Origin of the sequence: Acinetobacter sp. UNC436CL71CviS28 (assembly GCF_000620525.1) — a bacterium.
Lineage (GTDB): Bacteria > Pseudomonadota > Gammaproteobacteria > Pseudomonadales > Moraxellaceae > Acinetobacter > Acinetobacter radioresistens.
The window spans coordinates 89,982-106,412 of the sequence record NZ_KK211147.1 but is presented as its reverse complement, the minus strand read 5'-3'; the positions used below and the strand labels follow the sequence as shown (position 1 = coordinate 106,412).

At 41.8% G+C, this 16,431-nt stretch carries 12 protein-coding genes; 2 read left to right on the top strand and 10 right to left on the bottom strand.

The window, feature by feature from the left end:
- Together N518_RS16580 and N518_RS0115885 are read right to left on the bottom strand one after the other, a co-directional pair.
- Positions 1-985: BapA/Bap/LapF family prefix-like domain-containing protein (locus N518_RS16580; RefSeq protein ID WP_228133355.1), on the bottom strand; the 985-nt coding region annotated here is incomplete at its 3' end.
- A gap of 395 nt (positions 986-1,380) precedes the next feature.
- Positions 1,381-2,880: a cation:proton antiporter gene (locus N518_RS0115885; protein WP_005015707.1), complete on the bottom strand. Its 1,500-nt coding sequence runs from the start codon at positions 2,878-2,880 to the stop codon at positions 1,381-1,383.
- Between the two features lie 244 nt (positions 2,881-3,124).
- Between N518_RS0115885 and N518_RS0115880 the strand changes: the two genes are divergently transcribed.
- Positions 3,125-3,682 (top strand): hypothetical protein, encoded by a 558-nt coding sequence (locus N518_RS0115880; RefSeq protein ID WP_005025024.1) that lies wholly within the window; start codon positions 3,125-3,127, stop codon positions 3,680-3,682.
- A gap of 53 nt (positions 3,683-3,735) precedes the next feature.
- On the opposite strand, the gene N518_RS0115875 is transcribed toward N518_RS0115880, so the two are convergent.
- Together N518_RS0115875 and N518_RS0115870 are read right to left on the bottom strand one after the other, a co-directional pair.
- The gene (locus N518_RS0115875; protein ID WP_005025022.1) at positions 3,736-4,635 is read right to left on the bottom strand and encodes a neutral zinc metallopeptidase; all 900 of its coding nucleotides are present in this window, start codon (positions 4,633-4,635) and stop codon (positions 3,736-3,738) included.
- Positions 4,636-4,680: 45 nt separating this feature from the next.
- Positions 4,681-5,613: a DUF808 domain-containing protein gene (locus N518_RS0115870; protein ID WP_005025019.1), complete on the bottom strand. Its 933-nt coding sequence runs from the start codon at positions 5,611-5,613 to the stop codon at positions 4,681-4,683.
- Positions 5,614-5,820: 207 nt separating this feature from the next.
- Between N518_RS0115870 and trpS the strand changes: the two genes are divergently transcribed.
- A complete protein-coding gene (gene trpS / locus N518_RS0115865; RefSeq protein WP_005015726.1) occupies positions 5,821-6,834 on the top strand; it encodes a tryptophan--tRNA ligase in 1,014 nt (337 codons plus the stop codon).
- Positions 6,835-7,346: 512 nt separating this feature from the next.
- Here the strand turns inward: trpS and sucD are convergent.
- The 6 genes from sucD to N518_RS0115835 all read right to left on the bottom strand — a co-directional run bounded on the left by sucD (position 7,347) and on the right by N518_RS0115835 (position 16,418).
- Positions 7,347-8,237 carry a succinate--CoA ligase subunit alpha gene (sucD, locus tag N518_RS0115860; protein ID WP_005025017.1) on the bottom strand — a complete coding sequence of 297 codons (891 nt, stop codon included), beginning with the start codon at positions 8,235-8,237 and terminating at the stop codon, positions 7,347-7,349.
- A 12-nt stretch (positions 8,238-8,249) separates the two neighbouring features.
- Positions 8,250-9,416: an ADP-forming succinate--CoA ligase subunit beta gene (sucC, locus tag N518_RS0115855; protein ID WP_005015729.1), complete on the bottom strand. Its 1,167-nt coding sequence runs from the start codon at positions 9,414-9,416 to the stop codon at positions 8,250-8,252.
- Positions 9,417-9,585: 169 nt separating this feature from the next.
- Positions 9,586-11,019 (bottom strand): dihydrolipoyl dehydrogenase, encoded by a 1,434-nt coding sequence (gene lpdA / locus N518_RS0115850; protein ID WP_005025012.1) that lies wholly within the window; start codon positions 11,017-11,019, stop codon positions 9,586-9,588.
- 61 nt (positions 11,020-11,080) lie between these two features.
- On the bottom strand, positions 11,081-12,304 hold the full coding sequence (odhB, locus tag N518_RS0115845; RefSeq protein WP_005015734.1) for a 2-oxoglutarate dehydrogenase complex dihydrolipoyllysine-residue succinyltransferase: 1,224 nt from the start codon (positions 12,302-12,304) through the stop codon (positions 11,081-11,083).
- Positions 12,304-15,144: a 2-oxoglutarate dehydrogenase E1 component gene (locus N518_RS0115840; protein WP_005025010.1), complete on the bottom strand. Its 2,841-nt coding sequence runs from the start codon at positions 15,142-15,144 to the stop codon at positions 12,304-12,306. Before N518_RS0115840 ends, odhB begins: the two co-directional genes overlap by 1 nt.
- Positions 15,145-15,707: 563 nt before the next feature.
- Positions 15,708-16,418 (bottom strand): succinate dehydrogenase iron-sulfur subunit, encoded by a 711-nt coding sequence (locus N518_RS0115835; RefSeq protein ID WP_005015737.1) that lies wholly within the window; start codon positions 16,416-16,418, stop codon positions 15,708-15,710.
- Positions 16,419-16,431 lie beyond the last annotated feature (13 nt).

Genomic DNA, 16,431 nt, shown 5'->3' with positions numbered 1-16,431 from the left:
CATTGACCGCATCCAGCAGCGGTGCTGCCGGGGCGGTGGTATCAATGCGGATGCTGCCGGTCACTGCACTGCGGTTCCCCGCCGCATCGGTGGCTGTTACGGTTACGTTAATCAGGCCTTCCGGCAGGACCGCGATGATGTTGTCGGCCAGGCTCCAGCTGCCGTCGCCATTGTTGATGGCCTGGTAGGTGCTGCCGTTAATGCTGACTTCAATCCGGGCTGCCGGGTCATTTACCGTGCCACTCAGGCCCGGGGTGGTGTCATTTGTTAACAATGTGTCTAATGTAGCTTGTGGGACAGTTTGGTCGCCTCCTGTAACCGGAGATTGTCCTGAACTGTTGCCAGCAGGATCTACTGCTTCAATTGTCCCCTGTTCTCCTTCATTTAACGGATTCGGCTCAATGCTCCACTTGCCGTCTTCTCCTACCTTAATTTCAGTCTGATTGCCTTGGCTATCTTTAACAATTACTGTACTGCCGGCTTCACCTGTACCACTTAAACCATCACCATTATTTTCAGTAATAATTGGTTTCTGTGGTGGTGTAATATCATTTCTTGTATCATCGGAAGAATCGCTAGTAGAGGTTACCGCTGCAGCCAATCCTCCTATTCCTACTGCCCCAACTAACCAGGGAACAAAAGCTTCACTCTCTGCTCCATATAAAAGTGGTGTGACTTCTTCTAAGTTTAAATAAGAAATTGGATCTAATATTGCACCACTGGCATCAGTAACTTGAGCCAGTAAAAGCTGATTCTGATCATTTTTAAAGACCAGACTATTATCAGCGGCAAAATAATTTTCTATATAAATTTGCTCACCATTTTTCAAGGTGATAGTAAGGTTATTTCCACTACGATCAATAGATGCTACCTCCTCTGGAGCAACATCAATAACGACAACTACAGGCTCCCCTAATTTAAAACTATTACCTATATGCTCTACTTGCTGAGCTGTTTCTTTTGAAATTATAGAAATATCCGCCATTATATTCTTCCTTACATATTATTAGAGGAGCTAATTTCCTGAATTTTTTATTAAAAATTAGCTTTATTAGATTTTGCTTTGTAACTATTTTCTTCCTAGAAAATTTAATAAGCTTTATAAATAGATAGCATGAAACAAGTAAGTTTTTTATTAAGTTGAGTAAGCAAGTCTGCTTTAAAGTTAAAATATATAAATCAAATACATATATTTTTTATTTTATTAAGTGATTGTTTTAAAGAGATAAAAAAAAGATATGTAAATAAGAAATATTTTCATTTTTTACATAAAAACAACACTGAAATACACGGTAACACTTAGGATAAATTTATTAAAAATAGTCAATCTAGTATCTTGATTTTTATTATTCTTAAAATAGTCTGCATATCAAATTGCCTTTAAAAATTATCAGGACTTTCCAGACGTTTGACTTCTTGTGCTTTTATCGGATGATGGACAGCCGCGATGCCATCATCAGTTTTCTGGTCCATTATTTCCTCGGGCTGATACACAGTAATGGTTTCATTACCATTCGCATCTTCTCCTACAATATATTTAAAACCTTTACGATTCATTTTGTGGCATAAACGTTGATACCATCCTTTAAAGCCTTGAGTCTCTTCATTTGGATTATAGTAAAAAGCATTCATAACGGCTGGTAGTCCTAAACCGCAAACCACACCTGAAAGCAATACACTAATGAAAGTATAGCCAATCAAAATACTGCTATATTCACGTAGTTGTGGAATATTAGCCACAGCTAATATGAGTGCCAGTGAAATACCACCCCGCACTCCTCCCCACGATAAAATGGTTAAGCTACCGTTATAACTCTTTTTGCGAAAAGATGGGAAAAAGGCGAAAGATAAGAAATTTGCGGCAAACCGTGAAATATGCAGGGCAAAAAATGCAAATATTCCTCCAAGGATCATGCTACTACTCAAGTCCAGAATGAACAGCTCCAATCCGATTAATGTAAACAGAAATGAATTAATAATGCCTTCTACAGTATGCCAAAAGTGATTTACTTCACGAATTTCACGATCATGCAGGATTTCTTTCCATTTATTCCCAACAATGAGACCACCAATAACACAAGCAATTGGTGCAGAAGCATGAGCAAACAGGGCAACCAGGTAAGAACCGCAGGCCAGCAGCGCAGTTGTCAGGATCAGGGACTCCATTTCATGCTTGCCGCGCAATAAGCGTAAAATTCCTAAACCGAACCCCCAACCGATAATTACAGCTACCACAATTTCATAGAGAAAATTTTCTAATGTGCCCAATAAGGTAAAATGTTCGCCTTGTAATACATTCAGTAAAGTCATGAAGACGGCGATACACATTGCATCATTAAACAGTGACTCACCTTCGAGTTTCACAATCAAATGATGAGGTGCTCTAACTGAACTTAACACCCCTTTAACTCCGATTGGATCTGTTGCACCTAAAGCAGATCCCAATAACAGCAAGACTAAAATAGGGACCGGATTTCCAATTAATGCCTGAAAACCATAAAGGATGCCACCGAAAAATACAGCACAGATTACCAGTGCAATCGTGGCTAGAATTCCAATGGGTTTCCAGTGACTTCTTAAGTCAGAAATTTTAAATTTAAGCGCAGACGAGGTCAGGATAAAACAGATTACGCCATTAATAAGAAAGTCGTAGAAATCAATCCCGCGTACAGCTTCTTCAATATTATGAATATTAATGACTATAAACTGGTTACCATTAAGTAAGCTCGCACCCCACTGCAAAATAAATACAAAAACTGCCGAGACAATTGGCACACCAATCGCCTGAGGAAAGTCTAAAATACGTTTATTAAAAATTGTAGTTGCGATTGAAAGTGCAAAAATAACCGTTAAAGCTTGAAGAAGAAAAAAATTGCCCATGCGAATCCTTGAATATAACTGCTGGCTTTCTTAAAACGCATCCAATCAGTCACTTCTAGATGAATATCAGTTATAAAACTCTTAACTGGGAATTTTACTCCCATTTCTAGGGGTAGGTCATGGATAATTTTATTTCATTTTAAATAGACCTGGTTCTCGCATAAACAATTCGGCTTTTGCCGTTTCCAGATCATTTCAAACTATAATAATATTTCTCATAAATACTGGCTGTATATTTCTTTTCATGCATCAATCTTTAAAATTCATTTTTCGTCTTATCCTGGCTTTAATCATTTTTACTGTAACTCTGGCACTATTACTGACCTGTTACAGCAAATTCAACACACTGGCACAGGCGAATACGTGGCTAGAGTACCGCCAACAGATTGAGCTGGTTTCAAGCAATCAACAGTCTTATCTGCTCCTGTCTAACAGCCAAAAGCCAGATCGAGCAATTTTTATTGTTTTAAAAGGCAAAGGATATATCAGTAAAATCAGTTGTGAGCATTATCAGACTACGCTCTGTCTTTCTGGCTATGATAAAAGTCCATATAGAGAAGTTCGAAAAGCAGTTCTACAAATTATTGGCCCTTATCAATATATTCAGTCTATAAACTATGTAGATACTCAGACTAACATGCCAAGCAACTTAACCTTAACACAACAACAAGTGATTAATTTCTATCAACAGGATATGTCTGCCCTTAAATATTACTTATTAGGAGTTTTTCTGTTTACGATCATTGCATTAATTTCAAGTATTCGTATCTTGAAAAATTTTCGCAGTTTTTTAACAAAATAGATTATTGAGTACAGTAATAATCTTTTCTGTACTCAATAATTCTTTTAACTGCCTTAAACTGGCTGGTTAAAAGTATCGCACCGGTTAAGATCACCACTCTTCAAGCCGGTCTGGAACCACTGCATACGTTGTGCACTGGTTCCATGCGTAAAGCTATCAGGTACAACTTGTCCAGTTGCACTTTTTTGCAAATAGTCATCACCAATTTTATGGGCAGCATCCATTGCTTCCTGAACATCACCCTGCTCTAGAAACTGGGTACGCTGCTGGTTATGATGTGCCCACACTCCGGCCAAACAGTCTGCTTGAAGCTCTTGCCGGACTGAAAGCTGATTTCCTTGTACTTGACTAGCACGGCTGCGAGCCTGTTGCACTTGAGAAGAGATACCTAACAGGTTCTGTACATGGTGACCCACTTCGTGTGCAATTACATAAGCCTGAGCAAAGTCTCCGGCTTGGTCTTGTCGAGAGAGTTCTGTCTGGTTCTGCTCACCAGAAATTCCCATCTGCTGGCGCATATCTTTAAAGAAACTGGTATCTATGTAAACTTTTTGGTCAGCTGGACAATAAAATGGCCCCATTGCCGCCTGTGCAGTACCACAACGTGAATTAACCACGCCACTGAACAAGACCAGTTTAGGAGGGGTATAATTTTGCCCCTGCTCCTGAAAAATTGCCTGCCAGGTGTCTTCGGTATCAGCAAGAACAGTCCCGACAAAATCTGCGGCTTCTTGCTGCTGGGGCGTTGGATTTTCCAGGCCGACGCTTTCTACCTGCTGTCCGGCGGTTACCTGTTTTGTTGCCTGATAAGCCTGCTGCGGATCTACACCAAAAAACTTCCAGGCGACAAAGGCAACAATCAGACCTAATATACTGATACCCCCTGCTTTTGCTCCGCCTCCACCCCGGCGATCTTCCAGATTAGTACTGACACGGCGACCTTTCCAACGCATAGTTTACCCCTTCCCTATTATTACGATGTCGCAAAAGCTGATAGCTTAAGCAGATTTCTGTTTAGATTTTGGCCAGATTTTTTTAACTCCACTGACTAAAAGCAGAACAATAAAACCCGCTACTATGCCGATTCCCAAATTTATTAAAGTTGGTGTAATTGCTCCTACGATATGCCCCAAAGTAGGAATCAGTTCAACATGATCAACAGTATCTTCAGTAAAATGATGTATTAGAGGAACAGCATGATTAATAATGCCTCCCCCGACCAGAAACATAGCAATGGTACCGACGATTGATAAAGTCTTCATCAAAATCGGGGCAAAGCTCAAAAGAGCCTGACCAATACGCTGTTTAAAATTTGAAACCTGTTCAGTCAAATGCAGGCCCAAGTCATCAATTTTTACGATCATGGCTACCAGTCCATACACGCCTATAGTCATTACAATAGCGATAATACTTAGTACTGTAACTTTAGTCATAAAACTGGCTGCTGCAACTGTACCCAAGCTAATTACTACAATTTCAGCAGAAAGAATAAAATCTGTTCGAATTGCACCTTTGACTTTATCTTTTTCATAGGCATGCAAATCAATCTCATCCTGTTCGAGCTTGGCAACTGCTTCTTCAGGACTATGTGGCTTTTTACGCTGTAGTGAATGCAAAACTTTTTCTATACCTTCATAGCACAAGAATAAGCCACCAATCATTAACAATGGGCTAATTAACCATGGAGCAACTACACTGATAAGCAACGCTAAAGGTACTAGAATAACTTTATTCACAAATGAGCCTTTTGCTACGCTCCAGACCACTGGCAATTCCCGATCTGAACGGACACCACTGACTTGCTGGGCATTTAAAGCCAAGTCATCACCTAGCACCCCTGCGGTTTTTTTTGCAGCCATTTTACTCATGACTGCGACATCATCCAGAATTGTGGCAATATCATCTAATAATAAAAGCAAGCTGCTCGCCATTTTATGTTCCCAATCTTATCGTTATATAGCTAGTTTAAATCGCTTTAATCAGAGAAAGTGTATAAGCTTTATATGTTTATCTATTAAATTTCTCACTTTTTACCAGCTGGAGTTTATTGTAAAGAGGCACTGCCAGTATTTATGCCTTACAATAGACTTCATCAATTAATATATTTTGCTTAATTTACAACCGCTTTGGAATGCATCATGAGTGATCAAGATACCCGCCCAGTTATTTTGACTGGTGACCGCCCGACTGGACAGCTCCATCTAGGACATTTCGTAGGTTCACTACGTTCTCGTGTAGGCTTGCAAGACTCCCATCACCAGCACCTGTTACTCGCCGATGCTCAAGCTTTAACTGATAATGCCGATAATTTTGAAAAAGTACGTCGGAATATTCTGGAAGTCGCTACAGATTATTTAGCAGTGGGTATTGATCCGGAAAAAACCACCATCTGTGTGCAATCTCAATTACCGGCACTCAATGAGCTGACCATGCTCTATCTGAACTTTGTGACGGTGTCGCGTTTGGAACGTAACCCAACGATCAAGTCTGAAATTCAGATGCGAGGTTTTGAGCGCGATATCCCGGCAGGTTTTCTATGTTATCCGGTCGCACAGGCTGCCGATATTACGGCATTCAAAGCTACTGTTGTGCCGGTAGGAGAAGACCAGATTCCAATGATTGAACAAACGAATGAAATTGTTCGTCGTCTTAATCGTCAGATTGGCCGCGAGCTTTTGCCTGAATGTAAAGCCTTACTTTCTAACATGAGCCGTTTACCGGGATTTGATGGTAAGGCCAAAATGTCTAAATCTCTGGGTAATACCATTGTTCTGGATGCTTCAGATAAGGATATTAAAAAGGCAGTTAATGCCATGTATACTGATCCTAATCATTTGCGTATTGAAGATCCGGGTCAGGTAGAAGGTAATGTGGTTTTTACCTATCTTGATGCTTTCGATACCAATAAAGAAGAATTAGAAGAATTAAAAGCCCATTATCGTCGTGGTGGTCTAGGTGATGGCACTGTGAAGAAGCGTCTAGAAGGTATTTTAAAAGAGCTGATCGGTCCAATTCGTGAACGTCGTGCAGAATTGCAAAAAGATCCGGACTATATTATGGATGTTTTACGTCAAGGCACTCAAAAATGTCAGGTTATTACCCAGCAAACTCTAGATGAAATTAAAAGCGGTTTAGGAATGTTCCACTTTTAAAATTGTAGTATTAATACAGGCCCTGCTTTAAGGGCCTTTTTAATTGGAATATTAATTTTTAAAATTCAACCGCATAAAATTTCACAATTTAAAAAATTACAATATAACCTATAGTTTAACGTGATTTAACACTTGTTAACGTGAATACCAAGGAAGTTACTCAGGTATTCAAATATTATACTTTCATGATTTAGAAAGCTTCTAAATTCATGACATTTCTCCTTAACCGAAACTGTGTATGCAGATTCGTTGTTCTGCGCAATGATCACCCCAATCATTGCGTATTTTTTTTGTCTATAAAAAATATGATATATCAAAATCTACAAGTTATAGACTTAAATTAAAGCAAATTACTTATCTAATCTACTTAAATAGTTTGCTTTAAGGTGGACAACTATAGGGTAAACTAAGCTTGAGTTAAACTTACAATCCTAATAGCATTGAAGAAGAATTAATTCTCTCCATCATTCTCATAATAAAAAAGCCCCTTTCGGAGCTTTTTTGCTGTCTACTTAAGCTAGGCCTTTATCTTTCAACACCTGTAACATGGTAGAACCTAGTTCTGCCGGACTCCGTGTATATGCCATACCCGCTTTTTCAAAAGCAGAGAATTTTTCTTCTGCTGTTCCTTTACCACCAGAAATAATTGCACCTGCATGGCCCATACGTTTGCCCTTTGGAGCTGTTACACCGGCAATATAACCCACAACTGGCTTGGTCACATTTGATTGAATATATTCAGCAGCTTCTTCTTCGGCTGTCCCACCAATTTCACCAATCATAATGATCGCATCAGTCTCGGGGTCATCCTGAAACAATTTAAGCGCATCAATCTGGTTCATTCCTGGAATTGGATCTCCGCCAATACCAATACAGGTAGATTGGCCTAATCCCAGACGGGTAGTTTGTGATACCGCTTCATAAGTTAGCGTACCAGAACGGGAAATAATTCCAATACGGCCTGGCTGATGAATGTGTCCCGGCATAATTCCAATTTTGCATTCACCCGGTGTAATGATACCCGGACAGTTTGGTCCAATCAGACGCGTACCGTTACCATTGGTTTCCAGATAACGCTTGGCTTTAAGCATATCAAGAGTAGGTACACCCTCGGTAATGACTACAATAAGTCCAATCCCTGCATCTACTGCTTCTACAATAGAATCCAGTACAAATGGTGCAGGCACATAAATCACAGACGCATCTGCCTGTGTTTCCTGTACCGCCTCGCGCATAGTATTAAATACAGGAAGATTTAAATGACTCTGGCCGCCTTTACCTGGTGTTACACCACCGACTACTTTTGTACCGTATGCAATGGCCTGTTCTGAATGAAAAGTTCCGTTTTTACCTGTAAAACCCTGTACCAATACTTTGGTGTCTTTATTTACTAATACGCTCATGATTGATACTCCTTATGCTTTTACTGCTGCAACAACTTTTTCTGCGGCATCAGCTAGGCCCTGAGCAGAAATAAGTGTTAGACCGGATTCATCCAGTAACTTGGCGCCAAGCTCGGCATTGTTACCTTCAAGTCGTACGACTACAGGAATAGTTACGTTCACTTCCTGAACCGCAGCAATAATTGCTTCTGCAATCATGTCACAGCGTACAATACCACCAAAAATATTGATTAATACTGCCTGAACAGAGCTGTCAGCAAGGATAATTTTAAATGCTTCAATCACCCGCTCTTTCGTTGCACCACCACCTACATCTAGAAAGTTAGCTGGTTGTCCACCATATAATTTGATGATGTCCATAGTTGCCATAGCAAGACCGGCACCATTTACCATACAGCCGATATTGCCTTCTAAGGCTACATAGTTCAGGTCAAATTCAGAAGCTTTAAGCTCGCGTTCATTTTCCTGAGACTTATCACGTAGCGCAGAGACTTCTGGTAAGCGATACAGTGCATTGGAATCAATGCCCACCTTGGCATCTACACAAAGAATGTCACCATTTTCACGTACAGACAGCGGGTTAATTTCAAACAGGGCAAAATCATTTTCTACAAAAGCATGGTAAGCCCCTGTCATCAGCTTAACAAACTGATTAATCTGGCCATCTTTCAAACCCAGTGCAAAGGCTACTTCCCGTGCCTGAAATGGTTGCAGGCCAACCAGAGGGTCTACTGTAACTTTAATAATTTTTTCAGGTGTTTCTTCTGCAACTTTTTCAATTTCAACACCACCTTCGGTGGATGCCATAAAGGTAATGCGACGAGTAGAGCGGTCAACCACAGCACCCAAGTATAATTCACGCTCCACAGGATAAACGTCTTCACAGACCAGTACGCTATTGACTGGCTGGCCATTGGCATCTGTCTGGTAGGTGACTAGGCGTGTACCAATAATACGACTGGTATAATCTGCGGCTTCTTCTTTTGACTTAACAACCTGTACACCACCGGCCTTACCACGGCCACCTGCATGCACCTGGGCCTTAATGACTGCAAACTTTCCACCAAGCTGTTCAAAGGCAGCAACAGCTTCATCAGCATTGGTTGCTAAAATACCTTCCTGAACAGGCATACCATATTTTTTTAATAGCGCTTTGGCTTGATACTCATGTAAATTCATTTACTTACCTTTTACTAGTTCTACTTTCTTATCCATACTTCTATGTACCCTTCCATCACGGTACACATTAGCAATTATTTAATCTTGTCTTTATATTTAGAGGGTTGTGCCAATCATTGCAACCCATGAAGCAAAAAAGAGCGGCTCTTGAACCGCTCTTTCTTTAATCTTATTTACGTTTACGCTGAATTGCGTGAATTGCACGTCCATCGACTGCAAGAGCTGCTTCATGCACAACTTCAGAGAAAGTTGGATGACCAAAAGTCATTAACTGCAAGTCTTCAACACTTGATACAAATTCAAGGGCAATCATACCCTGATGAACGATGTCAGAGGCAGCCGGACCTACTACGTGCATACCCAGTAGACGGTCAGTTTTAGCATCAGCAACAAATTTTACAAAACCTGCGCCCTCACCTGCAGCAAGTGCACGACCATTCACAGCAAACGGGAATTGGCCAGTTTTAACGTCGTGGCCTTTTTCTTTTGCCTGCTCTTCAGTTAAACCGACCCATGCTGCTTCCGGATGGGTATAGATTACACTGATGATAGTGTCATAATTTACTTGTGCAGCGTGGCCATGGATACGCTCAACAGCCATTACGCCTTCTTCCATTGCCTTATGTGCAAGCATTGGACCACGAACCAAATCACCAATCGCATAAACACCTTCAAGAGAAGTTGCGCAATGATCATTTACTTCTACCAGACCACGTTCTGCCAGTTTTATACCTGAGTCTTCAGCTAACAGACCTTCTGCATAAGCTTTACGACCTACACACACAATCAGCTTATCAAAAGTCTGTTCTTTATCTTCGCCGCCCTGGCTGTATTTAACAGTTACTTCGCGACCATTGATCTCAGTACCAGAAACTTTCGCACCAATACGGATGTCCAGACCCTGCTTAGTCAGGATTTTCTGGAATTCTTTAGCCAGTGCTTTATCGGCCATTGGTAAGAATGCATCCATAGCTTCAAATACAACAACTTCTGAACCCAGACGACGCCATACTGAACCTAGCTCAAGACCAATTACACCTGCACCGATTACCCCTAAACGCTGAGGAACTTCAGGGAATTCAAGTGCACCGGTAGAATCTACAATCAGATCTTGATCTACAGGAGCAACAGGAATATTTACTGGTACAGAACCCGATGCCAGAATTACATATTTAGGTTCTAGAACCTGAGTCTCACCTTCAAATGGTACAAACTCAACTTTTTTACCTGCCAGCAGTTTACCTGTACCTTGCAGCCACTCGATCCCATTACCTTTAAGTAGCTGAGCTACACCACCGGTCAGTTGCTCTACCACTTTGTCTTTACGAGCAAGCATCTTTTCAAGGTCAAATTTCACTTCAGCTGTTGTAATACCATGATCACCCAAATGATGAACGGTATCTTCATAACGATGAGAAGAGTCAAGCAATGCTTTAGATGGGATACAGCCAACGTTTAGACAGGTCCCACCCAGAGATGGTTTACCTTTATGAATACGTTTTTCAATACAAGCAACTTTGAAGCCCAGCTGTGCAGCACGAATTGCTGCTTCATAACCACCTGGGCCACCACCGATCACAACAAGATCAAACTGTTGAGACATATTTATCTCCAAGTACCAGGATAAAGGGAGACTTTATCCTGGTTTATTTTGCTGGTAAGTATTAAAGATCAAGGATAAGTTTAGCTGGCTCTTCTAACAATTCTTTGATTGTTACAAGGAAGCCTACTGCTTCTTTACCATCGATTAAACGGTGATCATAAGATAATGCCAAATACATCATTGGCAGAATTTCCACCTGTCCGTTTACAGCCATAGGACGCTCTTGGATTTTATGCATACCCAGAATCGCAGTTTGTGGCGTATTCAAAATCGGAGTAGAAAGTAGCGAACCAAAAGTACCACCGTTGGTAATTGTGAAAGTACCACCAGTCATATCTTCAATTGCAAGTTTGCCTTCACGCGCTTTGCCAGCATATGCACGAATACCGTTTTCAACTTCAGCATAGTTCATACGATCAGTGTCACGCAGGACAGGTACTACAAGACCGCGATCAGAAGAAACTGCTACGCCAATATCATAAAAACCGTGATATACGATATCGTCGCCATCAATTGAAGCATTGACTGCCGGATAGCGTTTTAACGCTTCAGTTGCTGCTTTCACAAAGAAAGACATAAAGCCCAGACGCGCACCATGACGTTTTTCAAACGCATCTTTATACTGGTTACGCATATCCATGATTGGCTTCATGTTAACTTCATTAAACGTAGTCAACATTGCTGTTTCTTGTGTTGCTGCAAGCAGGCGCTCAGCAACACGTTTACGCAGACGTGTCATCGGAACACGTTTTTCAATACGCTCACCTACAGCTACGCTAAGCGCTTGAGGCTGAGCTGCAGCAGCTGGTTTAGACTGATGGTTTGCTACGTCTTCTTTAGTAATACGACCACCACGGCCTGTACCAGAAACATCAGAAGCGTTAATACCTGTTTCAGTCAAAGCTTTACGTACAGCAGGTGCCTGATCCTGTACAGGCTGGCTGCGCTCAACTACAGGAGCTGGACCAGCTTCTGTATTAGCAGATGCATTTTCCACATTTCCATCAGAAGTTACTGCTGTTTGAGCTGGCTCTGCTGTAGCTCCAGCACCTGCTTCAAACTGTGCAATTACTTCATCAGAAAGAACTGTGTCGCCTTCATCTTTAACAATAGCAACCAGAGCACCGTCTGCAGGGGCAACCACTTCTAGAACAACTTTGTCAGTTTCGATGTCACAGATGACTTCATCACGTGAAACAGCTTCACCGACTTTCTTGTGCCAAGTTGCGATCGTGCCGTCAGCAACTGACTCTGGGAATACCGGGGCTTTAATTTCGGTTGCCATTATTTAGAATCTCCTGATTGTTCAGCTTCGATTGCTAGAGCATTATTGATAAGCTGAGCTTGTTGTTTTGCGTGCAAATAAGGTGAGCCACATGCAGGTGCTGCAGATGCTTCACGTCCTGCGTAACTAATACGGACTTGCTTACCTGTTTTCATTACGTCGTCATATAAACGCGGCGCAATAAATAACCAGGCCCCTTGGTTTTTCGGCTCTTCCTGACACCACACGAGTTCTTTCACGTTTGGATAAGAGGCAAGAACTTCAGCAAGGCGTTTTTCTGGGTATGGATACAACTGTTCAATACGAACGATTGCAGTATTGTTCAGTTCCTGCTCGCGACGTTTTTCAAGCAGATCATAATAGACTTTGCCACCACAGAGCACCAGACGGGTAACGTCGGCCTTGTTAAGTGTATCGATCTCATCAATCACTGTCTGGAATGAAGTCGTTGCCAGCTCTTCCAGAGTCGAAGTTGCCAGTTTATGACGAAGCAGCGACTTAGGAGACATAACGATCATTGGTTTACGGATCGGGCGTACTGCCTGACGACGCAGCGCATGGAAAATCTGTGCAGGCGTTGTTGGAGTAATCACCTGCATGTTGTCTTCTGCACATAGCTGCAAGAAGCGCTCAAGACGAGCAGATGAGTGCTCAGGGCCCTGGCCTTCGTAACCATGTGGAAGTAACATGGTCAGACCACATACACGCTCCCATTTAGTTTCACCAGAAGCAATAAACTGGTCAATCACGACTTGGGCACAGTTTGCGAAGTCACCAAACTGTGCTTCCCAAATAATTAGGCCATGCGGAATAGTGGTTGCATAACCATATTCAAATGCAAGTACAGCCTCTTCAGACAGCAACGAATCATATAATGCAAAACGTGGCTGGTTTTCTTTTACATGGCAAAGCGGAATGTAAGTGGAACCATCTGTCTGGTTATGAAGTTTGGCATGACGATGTGAGAAGGTACCACGACCTACATCTTCACCGGTAATACGTACCAGATAACCTTCGTCTAGCAATGTTGCATAAGCCAGAGTTTCAGCAGCACCCCAGTTTAATGGCATTTCACCAGTTTGCATTTTCAGGCGGTCATCAATTACTTTTTGAACCTGACGCTGCATTACAAAACCTTCAGGAAGTTTACGCATGCCTTCGCCCAACTGTTTCAGGCGAGTCAAGTCAAATGAGGTATCCCAGTCATCGGTATAGTCATGGCCAAGATACGGAGCCCAGTCCACAAACATTTTAGTATTTGGCTCAAGAACCAGTGCACTGGCAACATGATTACCTGCTTCAAGATCAGCACGATAATCTTCAACCATCTTGTCAGCAGCAGCACGGTCCAGAACATTTTCCTGAACAAGTTTGTCTGCGTATAAAGTACGGGTTGTCGGTTTCTTGCTGATAACCTGATACATGATTGGCTGAGTTGCTGCTGGCTCGTCCGCCTCATTATGGCCACGACGACGATAACAGAACAGGTCAATTACTACATCTTTACGGAAAGTATGGCGGAAATCATGCGCCAATTGAGTAGCAAAAATTACAGCCTCAGGATCATCACCATTCACATGGAAGATAGGTGCCTGAATCATTTTGGCAACGTCAGTACTATATTCAGTTGAACGCGCATCACGCGGGTCAGAAGTTGTAAAACCAACCTGGTTGTTCACAATGATATGAACCGTACCGCCTACAGTATAACCACGGGTCTGTGACATCTGGAAAGTTTCCATATTCACGCCCTGACCTGCAAATGCAGCATCACCATGTACAATTAATGGCAATACATCGTCACCACCGATATCTTTACGACGTACTTGACGCGCGCGCACTGAACCTTCAACTACAGGTCCAACAATTTCAAGATGGGATGGGTTAAATGCCAAGGCAAGGTGTACTTCACCGCCTGGGGTCATTACGTTTGAAGAAAAGCCTTGGTGATATTTAACGTCACCAGAACCTTTCTTATTCAGCATTTTGCCTTCAAACTCACCAAACAGGTCAGCCGGGTTTTTACCCATAATATTGACCAGGAGGTTTAAACGGCCACGGTGTGGCATGCCAATCACAACTTCTTTACAGCCTACTGAGCCGGCACGCTGGATCAGTTCATTGACCATAGGAATGAAAGATTCACCACCTTCCACACCAAAGCGTTTAGCACCTACATATTTATTACCCAGAAATTTTTCTAGGCCTTCAGCTGCAGTTAAACGCTCAAGAAATAATTTTTTCTGGTCAGCAGTAAAATCATATTTACCGCGTACACCTTCAAGACGTTGCTGAATCCAGCGCTTTTCCTTGGTATCAACAATGTGCATATACTCGGCACCGATTGAGCCGCAATAAGTCGCCTCCATTGCTTCAATCATTTCACCAAGGGTAGCTTCCGTCTTGCCAATTGCCAGATTACCTGTATTGAATACAGTATCCAGATCAGATTTGGTCAAACCATGTGCAGACAGGTTAAGATCAGGAACATCTTCACGTTTTGCCAAGCCCAACGGATCCAATTTGGCTTTCTGGTGCCCACGGTTACGGTAAGCTGCAATTAATTGCAACACCCCAATCTGACGACGTTCATGTTCAGAACTTACTGCACTTTGCGCAACTGGTTGTCCACGGCTACCATTACGTCCTAATAATAGGAATTGCTCACGTACATTGCTGTGAGGCTGATCACCTTTAGGGAATTTATCAAAATACTGGCGCCAATCCTCACCTACTGAGGTCGGAGAAGTCAGGTACTGCTCGTAAAGCTCTTCAATATACGCTGCACTATCAGCGGAAAGTTCAGTGTCAAGACGCAATGCGTCAGCAACTTCTTGCATTTGTGGACCCATTTCCTATTGCAAAAACATTACAGGTTGCTTGTTAAGCATACCCATGCTTGATAATGCCAAATTGGTAAAATGACATTAATACCCACTCGGTACTCAGACCACGGGCGCTATAATCACACCAGAATTGACCGGTGTGTGTTATGAATCATAACGCTCTTACCTGCATCATCATTCATTTATATACTCGGCAATACCGAGCAATTTTTTTGCAAAATCGTCTTAGAAAAGATAAATCGGCGAATTAGCTTTTCTAAAGCAACTTTTAGTAAAATTTTGCTCAACCATCCTCAATATGCTTAATAAATAAACAATAGAATAGCCATTTTTTTCAAATATAACTGTGTGTTATATCGTAACATGAACTCCAGATTGAATTGATTTTTTTGACACATACCTCCTATAAATTGGCTAAATACATTAAAAATTTTATGCTTTAACATACGGTGCTTTATATAAAAAATAGAGCGAATTACAAATAAAGTCCCCTATCTTTTACACAAATGAACAAAAAGAGCGCACACCTGTGATGTACGCTCTTCTTTAGGGATTAATTAACCGGCTTGATCAAGTAGCATATTACGGATATGACCAATTGCCTTAGTCGGATTCAAACCTTTAGGGCAAACAGATACGCAGTTCATAATACCTTTACAACGGAAAAGACTGAACGGGTCATCCATACGTGCCAGACGGTCCTGAGTCGCTGTGTCACGCGAGTCAATAATAAAACGATAAGCATTTAGCAATGCTGACGGTCCCAGGAATTTATCAGGATTCCACCAGAATGATGGGCATGCAGTAGAACAGCATGCACATAAAATACATTCATACAGACCGTTCAGATGATCACGCTCTTCCGGAGTCTGCAAACGCTCTTTTGGCGGTGCAGGCTGATTATTAATCAGGAATGGCTGGATCTTGTTATACTGCTCGTAGAACTGGTTCATATCAACAACCAGATCTTTGATTACTGGCAGACCCGGTAATGGACGAATAGTAATTTCATTTGGCAGGTCATTCAAGTTTTCAAGACAAGCCAAACCATTTTTACCATTGATATTTACACCATCCGAACCACAAATACCTTCACGGCAAGAGCGGCGAAAAGTCAGACTTTCGTCCTGTACTTTTAACGCCAGCAGAGCATCAAGCAACATACGGTGCTTATCAGTCAGCTCAAGCTTGAAAGTTTGCATGTACGGCGCTTTATCCTTATCAGGATCATAGCGGTAGATGTGAAATGTACGAGTACCTCTACTCATCTTTATACTCCTG

Coding starts and splice junctions, on each gene's coding strand:
- N518_RS0115885 (WP_005015707.1), bottom strand. CDS start 2,880: ATGGGCAATTTTTTTCTTCTTCAAGCTTTAACGGTTATTTTTGCACTT.
- odhB (WP_005015734.1), bottom strand. CDS start 12,304: ATGGCAACCGAAATTAAAGCCCCGGTATTCCCAGAGTCAGTTGCTGAC.
- trpS (WP_005015726.1), top strand. CDS start 5,821: ATGAGTGATCAAGATACCCGCCCAGTTATTTTGACTGGTGACCGCCCG.
- N518_RS0115880 (WP_005025024.1), top strand. CDS start 3,125: ATGCATCAATCTTTAAAATTCATTTTTCGTCTTATCCTGGCTTTAATC.
- lpdA (WP_005025012.1), bottom strand. CDS start 11,019: ATGTCTCAACAGTTTGATCTTGTTGTGATCGGTGGTGGCCCAGGTGGT.
- N518_RS0115835 (WP_005015737.1), bottom strand. CDS start 16,418: ATGAGTAGAGGTACTCGTACATTTCACATCTACCGCTATGATCCTGAT.
- N518_RS0115870 (WP_005025019.1), bottom strand. CDS start 5,613: ATGGCGAGCAGCTTGCTTTTATTATTAGATGATATTGCCACAATTCTG.
- sucC (WP_005015729.1), bottom strand. CDS start 9,416: ATGAATTTACATGAGTATCAAGCCAAAGCGCTATTAAAAAAATATGGT.
- N518_RS0115875 (WP_005025022.1), bottom strand. CDS start 4,635: ATGCGTTGGAAAGGTCGCCGTGTCAGTACTAATCTGGAAGATCGCCGG.
- N518_RS0115840 (WP_005025010.1), bottom strand. CDS start 15,144: ATGCAAGAAGTTGCTGACGCATTGCGTCTTGACACTGAACTTTCCGCT.
- sucD (WP_005025017.1), bottom strand. CDS start 8,237: ATGAGCGTATTAGTAAATAAAGACACCAAAGTATTGGTACAGGGTTTT.